Raw genomic sequence first — 18327 nt, 5'->3', positions numbered from 1 at the left:
ATTTTAGATTGTTAATGCCAGTTGTGTGGCCTGTGCAATGGCGCGTCGCGCATCTAACTCCATTGCGACATCAGCACCGCCAATCAGTCTTACCGTTTTCCCATTTTCACGCAGCGCAGCTTCCAGCTCGCGCTGCGGCTCTTGCCCAGCGCAAATAATCACATTATCAACGGGTAACAGCACCACTTCTCCCTCTCGCCGAATATGCAGACCCTCATCATCAATCAATAGATATTCAACGCCGCCCCACATCTGTACGCCGCGAGCTTGCAGGCTGGCACGATGGATCCAACCCGTGGTTTTCGCCAGTGTTGCACCGGGTTTACCCGCTTTACGCTGTAACAGCCAGATTTGACGCGTTGACGGATGCGGATGCGGATGCGGAGCGGTCAGTCCGCCGCGTTGCGTCAGGCTGCGGTCAATTCCCCACTCGGCAAAAAAGGTACTCAAGGTCTCTTCACCGTTGGGATTCGATAAATATTCTGCGGTATCAAAACCAATCCCGCCTGCGCCAATAATCGCAACACGGTTTCCGACCCGTTTTTTATCCTGAATTACATCAAGATAAGTGAGCACTTTAGGATGATTAATGCCTGGAATTAGCGGCGTACGCGGCTTGATACCACTCGCTAAAATCACTTCATCAGCATCCTTTAACAGCGCGATATCCGCTCGACAGGCAGTTTTTATTGTCACACCCGCCGCAGCTAATTGGTGGCGGAAATAGCGCAGCGTTTCATTGAATTCTTCTTTACCGGGGATTTGGCGAGCGATATTGAACTGCCCACCGATTTCAGATGCGGCTTCATAAAGGGTGATTTGATGACCACGCTGTGCCGCCTGTAAAGCAAACGCCATGCCTGCGGGACCCGCGCCCACAACAGCCAGGTTTTTCGGCGCTTCGCTGGCAAGCACGGGCATCAGTGTTTCATGACAGGCACGTGGATTCACCAGGCAAGAGGTCACTTTCCCGACAAAGATTTGATCGAGACAGGCTTGATTACAGGCAATGCAGCTATTAATACTGTCTGGTTCGCCGCGCTGTGCTTTGCTGACAAAGGCGGCATCAGCGAGAAACGGGCGCGCCATCGAGATCATATCCGCGCAGCCATCCTGCAAAAGTTGTTCAGCGACGTCAGGATGATTAATACGGTTGGTGGTGATCACCGGTACAGAAACATGGGCGCGCAGACGCTTGGTCACCCAGGCAAAAGCGGCCCGCGGTACACAAGTAGCAATGGTGGGAATGCGTGCTTCATGCCAACCGATACCGGTATTGAAGAGTGTCACGCCGCACTGCTCAAGTTCATGGGCCAGTAATAACGTCTCTTCCAGAGAGCTGCCTTGATGAATAAGATCGAGCATCGACAGACGAAAAATAATGATAAAGCTGTCGCCGGTTGCCTGGCGGACTGCACGTGTGATAGCGAGTGCGAACTGCATGCGCTGATTGAAATCGCCGCCCCAGCGATCGTCCCGTTGATTGGTGTGTTTAACCAAAAACTGATTTATTAGATAGCCTTCCGAACCCATGATTTCCACACCGTCATAGCCCGCTTGTTGGGCGAGGCGCGCGCACTGGGCAAAATCTGCAATGGTTTGCATAATTTCTGAATCGCTCATCGCTTTGGGGGTAAAGGCATTGATAGGAGCCTGAAGAGCAGAGGGGGCCACCAAATCTTTTTGATAGCTGTAGCGGCCCGTATGCAAGATCTGTAGGGCAATCTTCCCGTCATGTTGATGAACAGCTTCGGTTATTTGCTGATGCCAGGCGCATTGATCTTCATGAGTCAGCAGGGCGCCATGTGCCATGCCAACCCCCTGTGCATTGGGTGAAATGCCGCCGGTGACAATCAGCGCAACACCTTCGCGTGCACGCTCGGCATAAAATGCAGCTAGCCGAGCCGCACCTTCAGCATGTTCTTCCAACCCGGTATGCATTGAACCCATCAGGAAACGGTTTTTTAGCTGGGTAAAGCCTAAATCCAGTGGGGAAAATAATGCGGGATAAGATGCATTGCGCTCAGTCATCATCACTCTCAAGTAAGTGGTCGGATGAGTTTACTTTAGCGAGTTCTGCATTAAACAACAGGGCGACGATATGAGGTTGTGAGAGATATCAAAAAAGAGCAGGGTTCTGAGTCGCAGGCGACAGAAGTGGATTTCTGTCGTACAGGCACGGGAAGATACTCAGAACCCTGTAAAAGCATGAAGACCGGCTAATAAGATTAGCTCTGTTTGTAATGAATTCCTGTTTTCAATATAACCTGGTTTTTAACACTGAAATAAATCAGTATGATTTATGATAATCTGTTAACTGATAATATTCAGCAAGACCTGTCTCAATTAATGACCTAACAGGTTCCATTCCTGCGAGCCAGCTCGATAATTTCCACCAGGTTTTTAGTTTCAAGTTTTTGGAATATTTTTGTTTTATAGGTACTGACGGTTTTGTTGTGTAAACCCAGTTCACTCGCAATCATTTTATTACTTTTCCCCATGGCCAGTTGGCGAAGAATCAACATTTCCCGTGTGGTTAATTTTGACAGTAAATGTTGTTCACCTAAATAATCTTTTTTACGTTTAACCAGTTCGACCGGTAAGTAGTCTACGCAGTTATAGACACAACTAATGGCTGTAATCAGTGTTTGGATGTGCTCATGTTTTGAGACAAAGCCATTAGTACCGTTGAGAACAGATTGCATAATCAAGTTTTCGTTACTGCTTTGACTTAACAAGATTATTTTAATGTATCGCTTTGATTTTACGATGTCGCGTAAAAAGGCAATGCCATTATTATGTTTAAACTCAGGATCAAGAATCACAATATCAACGTGATGATGGGTTACTTCGTTTATCCCATCGTTAACGGTATTCACAACGTCGACATACTTAAAACCAGACATTAATAATAGGGCCTGGATACCCGATGAAACTAAGCGATGCTCATCGACGATGAGTATTTTTGCATTAAACATAACTTCCCCTTTCCGCTGGCACGATCAGGGGTGCCAGGGATTATATATTTTTAAAATATTATCTCCTTGAGTTTAATTTTATGAATCGAGAAATGTCCCGATAAAAAATTATTATTTTACAACTAACTCAGTTGCATCACCCTTGAGAGTTAATCAGTTGTTGATCGATATTTTTAATTTCATTCGTAATGTTTTCAATTAATGGCGCTAACGCAACCTCGTTTGTACGATTGTTTTCCAGCTCACGCCCCAATTGTTCAAGCACGGTAGCATTAAGTATTTGTGCGCCGCCTTTTAGCTTATGGCCTAACTCTGAGAGCGTATCGCGATCGGTGGATTGTTGTATCGCCTTCAGCAACGTTGCATGGCTGGTTTGAATACTTTGCAGCATCATTAGGTATCCGGCAGGATCTTTTTCAGCAAGTTGTGTCAGCAGAGGAGAGAAAAGTGGTGTGTAGTTTGCCTCTCCTGGTGCTTTCACCGGTGGTGAAATGAACTGTTTTGACGCGGGTTCACCTGAACGTTTATGGGTGCACCGAGTAAGATAATTTTGCAGCGCTCCCAAATCCAACGGCTTGAATAAGCAGTCATCCATACCGGCGTCAAGGCAGCGCTGGATGGTTTGACGTTCAGCCGATGCAGTTAACCCATAAAGCGTAGCGGGCATTAAGCCGCGTTCAGCTTCTTCTTTACGTAAGGCGCGGGCAAATTCGAATCCATTCATGCCGGGCATATTGCAATCGGTAATGATCAAGTCAAAGCGCTGCGGATCTTCATTCCACACAGCTAACGCCTGCGAGGCACTTTCAGTCACCATGACTTGATGACCGGCGAATTCCAGTTGCTTACCCAGCAACAGACGATTTGGTGCATGATCGTCAATGATCAAAATCGATAACTGTTCTGGATGAGGCGACGCGTCGACAGGTTGGAAAACAAATTCTGAGGGCTGGCTATGCGAAGCGCGAAAGGCGAAAGAAAAAACGGATCCTTCCCCTGGTTCGCTCTCCACGCGAAGCTCTCCGTTCAGCAGGTCGGCCAGATGGCGACAAATACTTAAGCCTAATCCGGTTCCCAGTTGCTGCTGCTGACGCGATCCAACCTGGACAAAGGGCTCAAAAATCGCCTGTCGCTGCTCTTCGGTTAACCCACAGCCACTGTCACTGACTTCAACGACAAATTCACCGTAGCCGGCTTCTTCGTCAATACCCTGTATTAGCACGATGCTGACCGCGCCTTGATCGGTGAACTTAATCGCATTACTTAATAAATTGGACAGAATTTGATTGAGAATAAGCGGATCGGTTTTGATCCAGCCTGTATTGACATCGATCTCGCACAGAAGCTGTAATTTTTTGTTGCTCGCCTTGGCGTAGAAAAGCGCTGCGATTTTATTGACCACATCGGGCAAATAAACGGTTTCTAATGTCGGCTGATGAAGCCCTGATTCGATTTTAGAAAGATCCAAAATGTTGCCTAACAAGGCCAGCAGCGCGCGTGCGGATCCATAAGCAACTTTTACATTTTCTGATAGGTTTTCAGGATGCTGGCGGTTCTCCATTTCCAGCAGACCGATAATGGCATGGAGTGGGGTGCGAATTTCATGACTCATACTGGCCAGAAAATCACTTTTAGACTGGTTAGCTTTTTCAGCTTCTTCTTTTGCCAGTTGCAGTTCACGAAGTAAAACATTGCGCTCACTGACGTCAACCCAACCTCCAATAACACCCACAACCTCTTCAAGCCGATCGCGGAACGGCAATGTCCAGTGATAGAGCGAGTAAGTGTGTTCCTCAACGTTCACTTCAATATCGCTTATAACCACTTCGCCACTGAGTAAAGTTTGCTGGTAGCTTTGTTCAATGCTGTCGATCATCGCATTATTGCTATCAATAATGTCTGAAAGCTTTTTACCTAGCACATCTTTCTCATCGACATTAAAAAAGCGGAGGTAAGCTTTATTGCAGTCAACCAGCCGCATTTGCTTGTCACGAATGCACATGGCAACAGGCGAATCATTAAATAGTGTGTGAGTAAAATTAAGCTGATTTTTCAGGGCATTTTCAGCTTGGGTTCGCTTTTGAATGACCTGACGTAAATGGTAATTCCACAGAATGACCAGCAGCATTAACCCGGCAGAAATAGTGATTACCAGTAAAATGGTTTGCTTATAATTTTGCCATGAGGTGATTAATAAGGGCGTTTCGGCCTGACGCCATCCTGCCAGCAGCTTGAATAACGTTTGGGGTGGCGTGGCCAGTAAAGCTTTATCGAGAATTGACACTAATTCAGGATGCTTTTTATCAACGCTCATGACGAAACGTGCAGCCTCAACATCTAATGCTTTCTCGATAATTAGCACGTTGGAAAAACGGTTGTGCAGATGATAATCCGCAAAGATTTTTGGCAAGATTACGGCATCTATTTTCTGCGCTTTTAAATCATTAAGTGCCTCAAGTGGTTTTTCAATCGGTAAAATCTGTAGTCTAGGATATTGCTCATTTAACCACGCTTGTGTGGTCTCGTTTTTAAGAACGGCAACGCGATTACGGCCTGATAATGCACTCTTTTGCTTTTCTTTTATTGCCTTTCGCGTGACAACAACCCAATGTGAAACCAACCAAGGACGCGTCAATACTGTTGGATCTTTATCCGTTTTCTCCATGATTTTTAACGGATTAATGCGTGGCAGTTGAGCCTGGCGTGAATCATGAACAGTGGGCCCTGAAGTGATAAAGGTTAAATTTCCTTGGTGTGCGAGCATGTTTAATAAGTCTTGTGCCATACCTTGCGACTGCTGATCTTTTTCCTGTTTTATCAGTGGCATTAACTCTGTTGTCATGGTTGCCAAAATAGAGGGGTGTATTTGCAGCCATGTCTCCTCTTCCGGTGTTAATCCCAGCGGATTGCTCTGCATGACATGGCGTGAATTGAGCTGCCAGCGGTTAGCAATTTGCATACGATTTGCTAAGGGAATCATAGACATTGCTTGATTCACTGCTTCTGCCAACTCGGGGAAATGTGGGCTGATACCAAAACTGACATTCAACGGGACCGAGTTTTCATGGCGTGAAAGCGTTAAGGCATCGGAAAAAAAATAGTGATTGAGATGAGTTAAAGTGGCTGCGTTGCCCAATACCTTGTCAGCCTGGTTGTAAATTACGGCTGCTACGGCATCATACTGGCTGGGATAATGTTGAGATTTTAGGGCAGTGAATTTCTGCAGCAACGAAGTATTTAATGTTTCGCTACCTGTCCAGGCCAGCGTCTCTACGTCTTTCGAGGAAGAGTCCATGTTTGCCGTGATTTGGCCAATAACACTGTAATCCAGCAGCCATGGCGGCCCGGCGATGAGCTGTAATGCTTCTGGCGTTTGCTGAGGTTGATACAGGGCCATCAGCTGCATTTCACCGCTCTTAACTGCGCGTAACGCTTCCTCCTGGGTTTCAAAATGATAAAGCTCAAGATCAATTTCCAGCATGGTTTGCAACAGTGAAAGATATTCTGCTGCAATGCCCTCAAAGCGTCGGCTATCTGCATCCATATAAAGAGGCGGTTGTGGCTTCCCGGCGATAGCGACTTTGACCGTTTTATCCTTAATTTCCCTCTGCACAGAAATAGGCATGTGCAGTATCGGTTGAGCATTGTCGTATCCGGGCTGTAATTGCAGCGGACGTAACGCAGCATGCGTGTCCAGCACCGTAAGCATTACGCTAACAAAAACGAACAGCAGCGAGAAAATAACTTGCTTATACACAGCGGTTTCTCTTTATATGAAAGAATAAATTAAGCTATTAAAAGATTTGAATAACTAATGGGGCGTGATTATAAGGAGTTCTAAGGAAATTATGAGCGCTTTCTCATTTGTTAGGCTTTTTTGCGACCATTCTCAAATTACTGTTATAGGATGGGCGTTTCTTGCGTTAAAAATTATAATTGATAGGCTGTGGCAATAAAATTGCTGCTTAAATTGCATGTTTAAGAAATGTCTTGTGTGGTCTTGTCTGTTTTCTGCGTCAGAATTTCTTTCATCAGCTATGCGGCGAATTTAGCATCTGTTTGTTGGGTTTTATAAATAAATCAATCAGTAAAGATTTTCCTAACGGGCGGTTATTATTTGTAAATAAGATGTAGCAGGCTGTTGGGTTATTGCATTGGCGTGTTTGTACATAATGACGCCAATAAGAAATGAAAGCTGAGTTGCTTTTATTTTTTTATTTTTATTTAAGATGTCTGTTTCCTTATTCCAAAGGCCGAAATCCTCCCGGAGAATTTTAGTCTAAGAAGTTTCTACGCTTCAATTGGTGTGGTTATCAAATAGGGGTGAGTGGTTTCACTGTAACAATAGGAATTTAATGATGAACGCCCACAACAAGCCAGTACGTGTTGCTGTACTAGATGACCATCCTATGGTCCGCACTGTATTTGAGATGTGTCTGAAACAAGAAGCAGACATAGAATTAATCGGAACGTGGGGATCCAGCGGCGAAATTTTTAATCAACTTAAGCAATCCACTGTTGATGTACTGGTACTTGATTTCTTACTTGGTGAGAACGAGTTAGACGGTTTAGCGTTAGTGAAACAATTAAGAAATCATTATCCGGATCAAAACATTTTAATTTCATCTTCAATGGAGAGCCCTGCCATTGTCAAAATGGTGCTTAGTGCTGGGGTAAAAGGCTTTATAGGCAAGAGTCACAAAATGCAGGAAATTATTCATGCAATTCGGCAGGTCGCTCAGGGGCGCTTGTATCTTTCCCAGGAAGTCGCTTACGAAGTTGAACATCTCTATGTAGTGAATGAAAAAGCGCTGCAAGAAAATTTCGATCTGGGCACCAAAGGCAATATGTATGAGAAGGTCAAACTTCTGAGCCCGCGTGAAGTTGAAGTTGTCCGCTGTTTTTTAGACGGGTTAAGTGTTTCACAAATCGCGGTAAAATTTAAACGGAGTCGCAAAACTGTCAGTGGCCAAAAGCAGTCGGCACTCAAAAAATTGGGATTACGTTCAGACTCAGAATTATTCAAATATAGCCATGACCTCATGTCTGGCAATTAACCCTAACGGCAGCGAGAGGCAACAGGCGAATCGCTGCCCATAAAGCAGTCACCTCGTTAAAAATTTGAATAACAGATTTGCCAATTTATTGACAGTACCTGGGCTCTGTACGCCCTTTTTATTTCCGTCGAATCCACGAGAAGCGTGATTGATAATCACTATTAAAATGCGTGTTATAGCGATAACTTGAACCTGCTTCTGCCATACAGTAAGTGCAAATGTTAACGTTCTCGATTTGGCTGTCCGGGATGCCCGCCTGAATCAACATCTGCTTCGCTAACTCAGGAAGATCAAACCAAATTCCGTTTTGTTGGGGATTGGCTTGTTTGCGTTGAGCATGAGAATTTTTCGGCTGTGATTGATGCCACTTTATGTGCTGCGGCACGCCCTCTGTTCGTTCGATTTCTGCCAGCATGCTTTCCCCCAATTCATAGCAACAGGGCGCGATAGCGGGTCCGATAGCAACGTAAAGACTTTGTGGCGTCGCACCCAATTCACAGAGCTTTTCTACTGTGCGATAAAGCACGCCCTTGAGCGTACCTTTCAAACCTGCATGTACCGCAGCGACGTTTTGCTGTTTAGCATCTGCAATTAACACCGGTAAGCAGTCTGCGGTATACACCGCTACTGGCCTTTCATCAGTGGCAATTACACCATCGGATTCACAACGCTTGGGGGGGAAGTTCTGACTCGCTAAAACCACGTTCGCACTGTGACGCTGATGTCCGTAAGCCGCATCGGCGGGTGGTGGCATTCCTGCAGGTTGAAAAGCGTAATCGACCCAACCGAGTGAATTAAGCAACGGTGAGCGTGGGTTCACGGACATAAGAATCTCCTGTCATAACGGCGCGTGTTCTGCTGCCCACAGCTTACGTTAACTGCTACATTTTTGAAGCTTTACGCAAACTGACCTTTCACACCTTAAGGATGAAACGATGAAAACTTCAGCGATTTTCGCTGTTACCAGCATAACGGCGCTGCTGCTAACTGGCTGCGCGCAACCCGCTCAACGCCAGGCACAACAGCAGCTTAACCAACAAACAGTATCAGCAGTTAACTGGTTCCAGCAATCGGGTGAATATGAAGCGTTGACCTGGCAAGCGTTTAACAGCGCACGATTGGCATTTGATCATGCGCCTTCTCTGACGGGTAAACCTAAAGCAGTGATTGTCGATTTAGATGAAACCATGTTGGATAACAGCGCTTATAGCGCCTGGCAGGCGAAAGGGGATCAACCTTTTACAGCAAAAACCTGGTCAGCATGGACGCAGGCAAAGCAGGCTAAAGCAGTTCCTGGCGCGGTTGAGTTTGCGCGTTACGTTAACAGCCACGGCGGCACAATGTTTTATGTCTCTAACCGCGATCAACGGGATTACGCTGCAACCGTGGCCAACATGCAGCAATTGGGCTTTACGGGCGTGAGCGAGAAAACCGTGCGTTTGAATACCGAAACATCTAATAAGCAGGCGCGCTTTGATGCCATTAAAAATGAAGGCTACAACGTGGCACTTTATATTGGCGATAACCTGAATGATTTTGGCGGTGCAACCTGGCATCAAGGTAATCAACAACGCCGTGAATTCGTGAACCTCAATCATCAACATTTTGGTACGCAGTTTATTGTATTGCCCAATCCGCTTTACGGTGACTGGGAAAGCGGAATGGCTGAAAACTACAATAAGTTAACGCCTGAGCAGCAGCTTTCGACACGCGCATCACGACTAGAAAGTTGGAACGGTAAATAATTCGTCAAGAAAAAGAGCCTGAGCTCTTCAGGCTCTTCTAAAAAGTGGATCTGATTTACTTTTCTGCGTCACTATATCCCTGCAAATTAAAATACCTATCTCTCGCTTTAAATTAAACGCACTTCAAGCATAAAATTTTGGTAAACCGGTTTTTACCCAGTGCATCTCGCTAATGGTAAGTTTTTATAATTAAGAGTATTCCTAACACTAGCGCATCATTATTGCCCGTAATGAATAGCGCTATAATTAGTACGTGTATTTTTACGTCAATAGTAAAAATACCTTTTCGCCTTTTATCCCTTTCAATCTATTGAATTTAAAGTTTTTTTTATTTATTTCTTTTTGCTTGCTTCCTGTTTGGCGCTTAATGATTTTTACCTGTCGCTGACATTAATTGAATTATTATTTACATTTGGAATTGTATTTTAATTACTTGAATCATTAATGGTGCAATCTGAATCATTAGCGTCTATAACCTTTTTCTGTGATGCAGTGCTTATTTCTATACGGCTCAACATTATTAGGTGAGCTGATTTACTCCGTGTTTTACCTGGAACCGATATTCCCGGCCGTGAAGAGAAGATGAATGTGACGACACTTAAACCCTTATTAGCGAAAAATCGCAGTTGGGCATTACAGCGCCGCCAGCGCAATCCAAATTACTTCGAAAAATATCTTCATCAGCAAAAACCGCATTCATTATGGATAGGATGTTCGGACAGTCGCGTACCGGCGGAAGTATTAACCGGGTCGCATCCAGGTGAGCTTTTTGTTCATCGCAATATTGCCAATATGGTGGTTGCCAACGATGACAACCTGCTGAGCGTCTTGCAATACGCCATTTTCTATCTTGGCGTAAAGCGCATCGTATTGAGCGGACATTATGGTTGTGGCGGGGTTCAGGCTGCGTTGAATTTGCCCGAAAGTCCATTGGCAGACGAGAACTCTGCATTAGCCAGACGCATTGCAACGTTACGTAATGATTTAAAACATGGGCTAAGCGCGCTTAGCGCTTCAAATGAAAATGAAATGGATAAGCTCAATCGTTTAGTTGAAGCCAATGTTATCGCCCAGTTCTCCCATCTGGTAGCAGTAGAACCGGTACGTAAAGCCTGGCAGTCGGGCCAGGAACTGGCTGTGTTTGGTTGCGTTTACGATCTGCAATCAGGCCATTTGAAAGAGTTGATTCAGCAATCAGCAGAGGAGCCTTTACCATGAACCTTGATACCTTGCGCCGGGATATACCCGCCGGTTTAGTGGTTTTTCTGGTCGCATTGCCGCTCTGTCTTGGCATTGCGCAGGCCAGTGGATTACCCCCATTTGCCGGCTTACTGACCGGCGTTATTGGCGGTCTGCTGGTAACGTCACTGAGTCCATCGCGCTTTGCCGTAAGTGGACCTGCGGCGGGACTTGTCACTATCGTGGTGGCGTCGATGGCCTCGCTGGGCAGTTTCTCTGCCTTTCTCACCGCATTGATCATCGCAGGCGCGATGCAGTGCCTGCTAGGATTACTGCGAGCCGGGCGCTTTATTTCTTTGGTGCCAGGCAGCGTGATTAAAGGCATGCTCGCCGCCATCGGTATTTTGCTTATCATGCAGCAAATTCCGGTAGCACTTGGCGCCTCAAGCGATGCTGAGCTCATTTCCGTGGTCAATGGCGAGATGACATTTTCGCTACCCGCGATGGCAGTAGCCGCCATTGGCTTGGTTATTCTCTGGTTCTGGACGACATCGGTGGTGAAAAGCGTTAAAGCGCTGGCATGGATTCCCGGACCGCTGATCGCAGTGTTGTTTGGTTGTCTGGCAACTGTGTTCGGTGGACGTTTTTTTCCCGACCTTGCTGGCGCTTTACCGCGTATCTCATTACCCGCTTTCGACAGTGTATCTGCGTTAATGAGTCAACTCGAAACACCGGACTGGATGGCCTGGCAAAATCCGCAGGTATGGATTGTGGCAGTGACTTTAGCGCTGGTCGCGAGTCTTGAAACATTACTCAGTCAGGAAGCGTTGAAAAAGTTGCGTTCGCAAAGCCCTGCGCCTTCGCCGAATAAAGAGATGTTTGCTCAAGGTATTGGTAATCTGACAGCCGGCTTTTTAGGTGCAATGCCAATCACCGCCGTGATCGTGCGTAGCTCGGTCAATGTGAGTGCTGGTGCACAAACCAAGCTGTCGATCTTTATTCATGGCGCTTTGCTGCTGATTTGCGGCTTGTGGTTCAGTGAAATGCTGAATGCGATTCCATTGGCGAGCCTGGCTGCGGTACTGCTCTATACCGGTTATAAGCTGGCTACACCCCGTCTCTTTATTGAACAATTCCGCATGGGGCCGCAACAATATGTGCCATTCCTGGCAACTATTGTCGGCATCATTACGCTGGGAATGCTGGTAGGAATTGGCATCGGTATCGCCACGCAAATTTTGTGCAGCATCTATAAAAGTCATCATAATGCACTGCAACTTACACGTTATGACGATCACTACGTTTTACGCTTTCAGCAAAACCTGACTTTTATGCACAACCCTAAGCTGCAAGGGTTGCTGGATGAGATACCAGAGAACAGTGTGCTTATTGTCGACAACGATAATGCTGAATACATCGATCCGGATGTCAAAGCGGTGCTGAAGGATTTTGGTGATAATGCGGATAAACGAGGCATTCGACTTAGTCAGTGGCCGGTAGCAGTAAAATAGTCATAAACTGCCGCTGAAAAAGGCATTACATAAGAAAAAATCGGATATCTCGGATAGCCGATTTTTTTATTTAAGGCGCATAATTGGCGCCGTTTCTTGCTGCCGTTAGGCTTAACCTGCATCGAATTCTGCTTTTTTTCGAAGTAAGGTCATGAAGTTGCGCTTTTCAAAGGATAACTTCGGTGGCGAATAGCGTTTAATTATTCTGACGCCAATCACCTCTATATTGGCGTGTACAGCAAGTGTTCCTGGTACAAGGTCCAGACGTATGCGCGTTAAGCTGTTTGAAGAGCACAATTTTAAAAAAAATATCCTTTCGCTATTTCTCATCACACTGCTGTTTTGTTTTGTCGGCAGTCATTTGCGGATCCCAGAAGAACTGTCACTTTTTTGGCCCGTAAACGCCCTGATTGCCGGGTTGATGGTACGCAATCCTTTTTTGCATCAGGCGCGTTATTACCTCGCCTGTTTCTCCGCCATGGTTTTTAACGACACCGTTTTTTCTGGCTGGGCACTTCCTGCTTTTACGCTCAACGTTGCCAATATTCTGTTTGTTCTGGTTGCGGTTTCGATGCTGATAAAACATTTTCAGGATCAATCCGGCAGCGAACGCATTACCCACGCGCTGCGTATTTTTCCCGCCTGTTTGCTGGCTGCTTTTGCCTGCGCAACCTGGGGCGCACTGGCGCAAGAAGGGAAATTTAATATGCAACTGGCTACCGCTTGGGGGGATTGGTTTAGTGAGCAATTTTCTACTGGCGCGATGTTGCTGCCTTGTTTGTTGATTCGTCACTGGCAATCTACGTCGTTTCGCCATCTTTTACAGATCAACAAAATTTCGCCCGTGATTGCTGTGATTTTATCATTAGGCCTGGGCGCAATGATGGGTGGGGCAGGTAGCCTGACGTTTCCGGTTCCCGCATTGATATGGTGCGCAATTGCCTTGCCCGTTCCGATGACGAGTCTGGTGATTTTAATCACGGGCATCGCTGAAATCATATTGGTTTCACATGGCGTAATGAACATTGAGGGCAACGAAAATTTGTTGCCACTAAGTCATCTCACCTCGGCACGTTTAGGGGTCGCCACCGTCGCGCTCAGCCCATTAATCGTTGCGGTGAGCATGGATGCTATCCGTCAACTCAACCAGCGTTTAGCGTTACGGGCCGATTATGATTTCCTGACTCAACTTCTCTCCCGCTCGGGTCTGTATGAAAGTTTGAAACAAGAGAAATTTAGCGCGGATCGCAATATGGGTGTGATCTTGTTAGATGTCGATTATTTCAAAGCAATTAACGACAATTTTGGCCACGATGCAGGCGATAAAGTATTAGAAGAGATCGCTCGGCGTATGCAGCGCGTAGTCGGTAATGAAGGTCACATTTGTCGCTTTGGTGGCGAAGAGTTTGTCGTTGTGCTCTTTGATCAAAACCAACATCAGCTCTACAAATTAGCCGAGGCGATTCGCCAAACGATGGTGAAAGAGAAGTTCTGGTTACATGGGAATACTGTCACCGTCACCGTTAGCCTTGGACTGGCATTAGACAGACCTGCCGAAGAGCGTGAATGGCAAAGCCTCGCCAATCGTTTAATCTCATCGGCAGATAAAAATCTTTATATATCAAAGCGTAATGGCCGTAATCAGACGTCACCGGTGAACGCTAAACACGAATTCACCAGCAACGTTGCCTGAAGGGGCTTTTAGCTTACGCTGTTTTTCAACTGGCTGGCTTGTTGATGGCGCTCTAGCGCCAACTCAATCAGCCGGGTGATCAAATCTTGATAGCTAACGCCCGCAGCTTGCCACAATTTTGGATACATGCTGATGTTAGTAAAGCCTGGCAATGTATTGACTTCATTAACGATTATTTCGCTATTCTCTGTTAAGAAAACATCTACACGCGCCATGCCACAGCATTCCAATGCGCTAAAAGCGCTGATCGCGACGCCACGAATGGCATCGCTGATTTCGGGCGAGATTACCGCTGGCACAACAGTTTGTGCACCGCTCTCGCTGATATATTTGGTGTCGTAAGAATAAAACGCATCATGAATCACAACTTCGCCGCAAGGGCTGGCTTGAGGATGGTCGTTGCCCAATACGGCACATTCAATTTCGCGACCTTTAATACCTTGTTCAATAAGAACTTTTCTGTCAAAAGAGAAGGCGAGCTCCAAAGCCACATCGAATTCTTCGACGCTGTTTACTTTGCTGACACCGACAGACGATCCCTGATTGGCCGGTTTAATAAAGAGCGGCAACCCAAGTTTGGCAATCACGGCTTTTACATCCAACTGCGCGCGTTGCGCCTGTGTGACGCTAATCCAGGGCGCTACCTGCAACCCCGCATCCCGCAACAGGCGCTTGGTAAAATCTTTATCCATGCTGACCGCAGAACCTAACACATCAGAACCGACAAAAGGCAACGACGCCATACGCAGTAAGCCCTGCAAAGAACCATCTTCCCCTAACGTGCCATGTACGATAGGGAAAATGACATCAACCTGAGACAGCGGATGTGAGTTGTGGCTGATGATCAGCTGCTGCTGAGTTTGACCTGGAATCAGCGCGACGTTATCTGTTGAACGATTCAGTGCAATGCTTGCTGGGTTCTCAGCATTTAACAGAAAGTTCGACGCATCGTTAAGATGCCAGCATCCCTGTTTATCAATGCCCAGCATCACTACGTCGAAACGCGTTTTATCAATGGCGTCGAGGATATTTTTTGCTGACTGTAACGATACTTCATGCTCAGCTGACTTCCCGCCAAACACAATGCCTACCCGCAATTTAGTCATCAATCTGTGTCCACTAAATAAAGCAAACGAACAAGATAGCATGCGGATTCGTGATGGAAACAGTCCAATGAAAGTATTCTACTGAGGCGCTTCATCGCCGGTTTTTTCACGGTTATCTGCAAACGGTTACACCTTCACACCAAATTTCCAGCTCGGTTTTGAATAGCGCATAAAGTGTCATAGCTCTGATCTACGTAACGCTAATTAAGCTGTTAGATGAGTTTTTTATACTGACAAATCACTCAGTATCTATTTGGTTTGCACGCTGCTCGTTACGCAGTAGCTGAATGGAATTAGAAACTCATGATTTGAAGTTAGTCCTGAAAGGTAGGAATGGCTTAAAGGATACATTATTGATAAGCCTGGACAGCTGATAGGTTTAGAGCGCAGTTCATTAAAGGTGTAGGGCACTTGCAGAAACGGTTATCAGAGTAATTGTCATTTCTTACGTCACCCAGCTTCTATTACATCATCCACTACAACATTTTAATCGCACCCAAAGAAAAAGGAGCCAGATGATTTCCCATCTAACTCCTTGTTTATTTGGTGGCCCCTGCTGGGTTTGAACCAGCGACCAAGCGATTATGAGTCGCCTGCTCTAACCACTGAGCTAAGGGGCCAGCGGAGCGGGGATTATAAAGTATCTGCTCGGGGCGATCCAGCATTGAACGGTTGGTTGCTGAAATAATCAGCATTTGATGACTGGTTGATTTTTATAGGAAATAATCTGAATAATTACAGAAAAGTCTCGAATCTGGATAAAGGGTTCACTCTTTTACTTCGATATTGATCTGCTCTTGCGGCTTTGCTGTACATAACATTCATAATTTTTTGACGCGCGGACTGCATCTGGCCGGCCACACGCGTTTTATTTAATAACCGGCTCTCGCCATAAAATTTGCTTTCAACTTAGCGTTGACGATAACGCGATGCTGACTGATCACGCGAGAGGAAAGGCAGCATCGCACCGCGAGCACGGTCATATTCGTGCCACAAAGCCAACTCTTCCAAAGCAGGAATAGTCACCGCTTCACCGCTGTCGAGGCCCGCGAGCGCTGCATCAACCATCTCATCTACATCCATCAGCATCTCTGCTGGGATCTCGCTAATAGACTTACCTGAACGATCAAAAATTTCGGTACGCGTTGCGCCAGGTAAAACGGCTTGCACCTGAACGCCACTTTCAGCCAGTTCATGCTGCATTGCTCGCGTTAATGTCAGGACATAAGATTTCGAAGCGTTATACGCGCCATTGAAATTTTCATGTACCAGCGACAACACGGAGGCAATGTTAATGATTGTCCCATTCCCACGCGCTTTGAACGATTGTGCCGCAGCATGAGCAAGTCGTGTCAGAGCAACAATATTCAACGTGAGCATGGTATCAATACGCTCGATATCGGCATTGATGAACTCGCCATCAACGCTCATACCAGCATTATTCAAAAGCAGGCTAATGTGCGAATGGGTTGTAAGTTCATGTTCTACACGGGCCAGATCCTCAGAGAGCGTTAAATCGGCTGTTAAGATTTTGACCTGAACGCCGTGCTGCTGAGTCAATGAAGAAGCCAGCGTATCCATGCGTGCCTTATCACGTGCGACCAAAATGAGATCATATCCGCGTGCTGCCAGCCGTTTCGCGTAAGTCGCGCCGATACCGCTTGATGCGCCCGTGATCAAAGCAAAACCTAAAGGAGATGCGTTCGACATAATGTATTCCTCGTATGATGGGTGTCATAATTTCATTCAATATGACGGTCATCATATATGGCGTCAAGCTGGAATATGATGATCATAATAATTACTATGATTGTCATAACGTATGCACAGCAAAATTGAGAATGATGATATGGAGAAACAAACGCACAAAGCGCGCACGCGCCAGCGCATTCTTGAAGAGGCCGCTCGTGTAATGCGCGAGAAGGGGACGGAAAGCATTGGCGTCGCGTCGTTAATGAAACGTGTGGGATTAACGCATGGCGGTTTTTACGCGCATTTCAGCTCGCGAGATGATTTAGTTCAGGAAGTGATGAAGCAAATGTTTGCGGATTCCGCGCAACGGGTTGAGCCTGCGGCGCAAGATGCACCGCCTGCACAGCGCTTGGTGGCTTTTATCAATTATTACCTTTCGGTTGTTCACCGTAATGCGCCCGCAGAAGGGTGCCCACTGCCCGCTTTGGTGAGTGAAGTGGCGCATCTTCCAGAGGAAGCACGGCAAATATTTTCCCAGGGAATGCATTCTGTTCATGAGCGACTGGCGAAGCCGTTGCGGGAAATGGGGCACGATCAGCCTGAAGCATTGGCATCCAGCATGTTAGCGGAAATGGTCGGTGCACTGGCATTAGCGCGAGCCTGTCCCGATGATCTGCTCGCTGATGAAATGCTGGCGCGCAGTCGTTACGCCTTAATGACCCGAGCTGGGCTGGAGTCTTAATGAGCGAGCACACCATCACCGATATTATTGCGCCTGACTTAAACGTACTCTTTTGCGGCATTAATCCGGGCTATTCCACCGCGCATAAAGGGTTCCATTTTGCGCATCCGGGGAATCGATTTTGGAAGGTTATCTATCTGGCGGGCTTCACGCAGCAACAGCTCAAGCCTGAGGAAGAGCAGCGCTTACTTGATACAGGATGTGGTATCACAATGTTAGTTGAGCGCCCGACTGTACAGGCAAGCGAGCTAGCAGTTAATGAGCTACAAGAGGGTGGTGAGCGTTTGATGGCAAAAGTTTTGCAATATCAGCCCGCCGCTTTGGCTATTTTGGGGAAAGATGCGTTTAAGCGCGCGTTTGGAAAAAACAAAGTTGAGTGGGGCGCGCAGCCGATATTTATGGGAAAAACCCAAGTGTGGGTGCTGCCTAATCCAAGCGGGTTAAATCGTGCGTCACTGGAAGAAATGGTTGAAGCATATCAACAGCTTCATCATGCGTTAGAAGCAAAACGGATGAAGAGTGACTGAGCAAAGCACAACGCGACTGATCATTAGCAATGTATCGGCAGGGAAGGGATCAGGAGTGAAATAGCAGAGGAAAAACGGCGGAAAAAGTACGCTGAAA

The 18327-nt window shown here is 46.4% G+C and carries 13 protein-coding genes and 1 tRNA gene; 7 read left to right on the top strand and 7 right to left on the bottom strand.

All coding sequences use genetic code 11. The annotated features are described in order from the left end of the window. Nucleotides 1-3: 3 nt before the first annotated feature. The 3 genes from ACF2G4_RS11725 to ACF2G4_RS11715 form a co-directional block, all read right to left on the bottom strand. Nucleotides 4-2031: an FAD-dependent oxidoreductase gene (locus ACF2G4_RS11725; protein ID WP_409075972.1), complete on the bottom strand. Its 2028-nt coding sequence runs from the start codon at nucleotides 2029-2031 to the stop codon at nucleotides 4-6. Nucleotides 2032-2354: 323 nt separating this feature from the next. After that, nucleotides 2355-2978 (bottom strand): LuxR C-terminal-related transcriptional regulator, encoded by a 624-nt coding sequence (locus ACF2G4_RS11720; protein ID WP_409074872.1) that lies wholly within the window; start codon nucleotides 2976-2978, stop codon nucleotides 2355-2357. Nucleotides 2979-3114: 136 nt separating this feature from the next. Continuing rightward, on the bottom strand, nucleotides 3115-6735 hold the full coding sequence (locus ACF2G4_RS11715; protein WP_409074871.1) for an ATP-binding protein: 3621 nt from the start codon (nucleotides 6733-6735) through the stop codon (nucleotides 3115-3117). A gap of 598 nt (nucleotides 6736-7333) precedes the next feature. Between ACF2G4_RS11715 and ACF2G4_RS11710 the strand changes: the two genes are divergently transcribed. Continuing rightward, nucleotides 7334-8035 (top strand): response regulator transcription factor, encoded by a 702-nt coding sequence (locus ACF2G4_RS11710; RefSeq protein ID WP_215845537.1) that lies wholly within the window; start codon nucleotides 7334-7336, stop codon nucleotides 8033-8035. A 118-nt stretch (nucleotides 8036-8153) separates the two neighbouring features. On the opposite strand, the gene ACF2G4_RS11705 is transcribed toward ACF2G4_RS11710, so the two are convergent. Beyond that, the gene (locus ACF2G4_RS11705) at nucleotides 8154-8861 is read right to left on the bottom strand and encodes a polyphenol oxidase family protein (protein WP_409074870.1); all 708 of its coding nucleotides are present in this window, start codon (nucleotides 8859-8861) and stop codon (nucleotides 8154-8156) included. Between the two features lie 109 nt (nucleotides 8862-8970). Here ACF2G4_RS11705 and ACF2G4_RS11700 point away from each other — a divergent pair, with 109 nt between their 5' ends. The 4 genes from ACF2G4_RS11700 (at nucleotide 8971) to ACF2G4_RS11685 (ending at nucleotide 14163) form a co-directional block, all read left to right on the top strand. Next, on the top strand, nucleotides 8971-9780 hold the full coding sequence (locus ACF2G4_RS11700; protein ID WP_215845538.1) for a 5'-nucleotidase, lipoprotein e(P4) family: 810 nt from the start codon (nucleotides 8971-8973) through the stop codon (nucleotides 9778-9780). A gap of 582 nt (nucleotides 9781-10362) precedes the next feature. Further along, entirely contained in the window at nucleotides 10363-10998 is a 636-nt protein-coding gene (locus ACF2G4_RS11695; protein ID WP_409074869.1) for a carbonic anhydrase, read from the top strand. Continuing rightward, nucleotides 10995-12470, top strand: coding sequence for a SulP family inorganic anion transporter (locus ACF2G4_RS11690; protein WP_409074868.1), 1476 nt, complete (start codon nucleotides 10995-10997; stop codon nucleotides 12468-12470). The genes ACF2G4_RS11695 and ACF2G4_RS11690 overlap by 4 nt, the downstream gene beginning before the upstream one ends. A 268-nt stretch (nucleotides 12471-12738) precedes the next feature. Beyond that, on the top strand, nucleotides 12739-14163 hold the full coding sequence (locus ACF2G4_RS11685; protein ID WP_409074867.1) for a diguanylate cyclase: 1425 nt from the start codon (nucleotides 12739-12741) through the stop codon (nucleotides 14161-14163). Between the two features lie 8 nt (nucleotides 14164-14171). On the opposite strand, the gene ddlA is transcribed toward ACF2G4_RS11685, so the two are convergent. From ddlA to ACF2G4_RS11670, 3 genes are all read right to left on the bottom strand, one after another. Then, complete coding sequence (ddlA, locus tag ACF2G4_RS11680; RefSeq protein ID WP_409074866.1) at nucleotides 14172-15269, bottom strand: D-alanine--D-alanine ligase; 1098 nt, start codon at nucleotides 15267-15269, stop codon at nucleotides 14172-14174. Nucleotides 15270-15813: 544 nt separating this feature from the next. Next, nucleotides 15814-15889 (bottom strand) — tRNA-Ile (locus tag ACF2G4_RS11675). Nucleotides 15890-16178: 289 nt separating this feature from the next. After that, nucleotides 16179-16979, bottom strand: coding sequence for an SDR family NAD(P)-dependent oxidoreductase (locus ACF2G4_RS11670; RefSeq protein WP_409074865.1), 801 nt, complete (start codon nucleotides 16977-16979; stop codon nucleotides 16179-16181). Nucleotides 16980-17118: 139 nt separating this feature from the next. On the opposite strand from ACF2G4_RS11670, the gene ACF2G4_RS11665 reads away from it, so the two are divergent. Together ACF2G4_RS11665 and mug are read left to right on the top strand one after the other, a co-directional pair. Then, nucleotides 17119-17703 (top strand): TetR/AcrR family transcriptional regulator, encoded by a 585-nt coding sequence (locus ACF2G4_RS11665; RefSeq protein WP_409074864.1) that lies wholly within the window; start codon nucleotides 17119-17121, stop codon nucleotides 17701-17703. Next, on the top strand, nucleotides 17703-18230 hold the full coding sequence (mug, locus tag ACF2G4_RS11660) for a G/U mismatch-specific DNA glycosylase (protein ID WP_409074863.1): 528 nt from the start codon (nucleotides 17703-17705) through the stop codon (nucleotides 18228-18230). Before ACF2G4_RS11665 ends, mug begins: the two co-directional genes overlap by 1 nt. Nucleotides 18231-18327 lie beyond the last annotated feature (97 nt).

It is taken from the genome of Pantoea phytostimulans (assembly GCF_046118715.1).
Lineage (GTDB): Bacteria > Pseudomonadota > Gammaproteobacteria > Enterobacterales > Enterobacteriaceae > Pantoea > Pantoea phytostimulans.
Note: the sequence above shows the minus strand (reverse complement) of the source record. Positions and strands in the feature narration are given on the sequence as shown.

Bases quoted from the DNA above. Each gene is read 5' to 3' on its own strand.
- ACF2G4_RS11725 (WP_409075972.1), bottom strand. From the start codon at position 2,031: ATGACTGAGCGCAATGCATCTTATCCCGCATTATTTTCCCCACTGGAT.
- ACF2G4_RS11720 (WP_409074872.1), bottom strand. From the start codon at position 2,978: ATGTTTAATGCAAAAATACTCATCGTCGATGAGCATCGCTTAGTTTCA.
- ACF2G4_RS11710 (WP_215845537.1), top strand. From the start codon at position 7,334: ATGATGAACGCCCACAACAAGCCAGTACGTGTTGCTGTACTAGATGAC.
- ACF2G4_RS11705 (WP_409074870.1), bottom strand. From the start codon at position 8,861: ATGTCCGTGAACCCACGCTCACCGTTGCTTAATTCACTCGGTTGGGTC.
- ACF2G4_RS11700 (WP_215845538.1), top strand. From the start codon at position 8,971: ATGAAAACTTCAGCGATTTTCGCTGTTACCAGCATAACGGCGCTGCTG.
- ACF2G4_RS11695 (WP_409074869.1), top strand. From the start codon at position 10,363: ATGAATGTGACGACACTTAAACCCTTATTAGCGAAAAATCGCAGTTGG.
- ACF2G4_RS11690 (WP_409074868.1), top strand. From the start codon at position 10,995: ATGAACCTTGATACCTTGCGCCGGGATATACCCGCCGGTTTAGTGGTT.
- ACF2G4_RS11685 (WP_409074867.1), top strand. From the start codon at position 12,739: ATGCGCGTTAAGCTGTTTGAAGAGCACAATTTTAAAAAAAATATCCTT.
- ddlA (WP_409074866.1), bottom strand. From the start codon at position 15,269: ATGACTAAATTGCGGGTAGGCATTGTGTTTGGCGGGAAGTCAGCTGAG.
- ACF2G4_RS11670 (WP_409074865.1), bottom strand. From the start codon at position 16,979: ATGTCGAACGCATCTCCTTTAGGTTTTGCTTTGATCACGGGCGCATCA.
- ACF2G4_RS11665 (WP_409074864.1), top strand. From the start codon at position 17,119: ATGGAGAAACAAACGCACAAAGCGCGCACGCGCCAGCGCATTCTTGAA.
- mug (WP_409074863.1), top strand. From the start codon at position 17,703: ATGAGCGAGCACACCATCACCGATATTATTGCGCCTGACTTAAACGTA.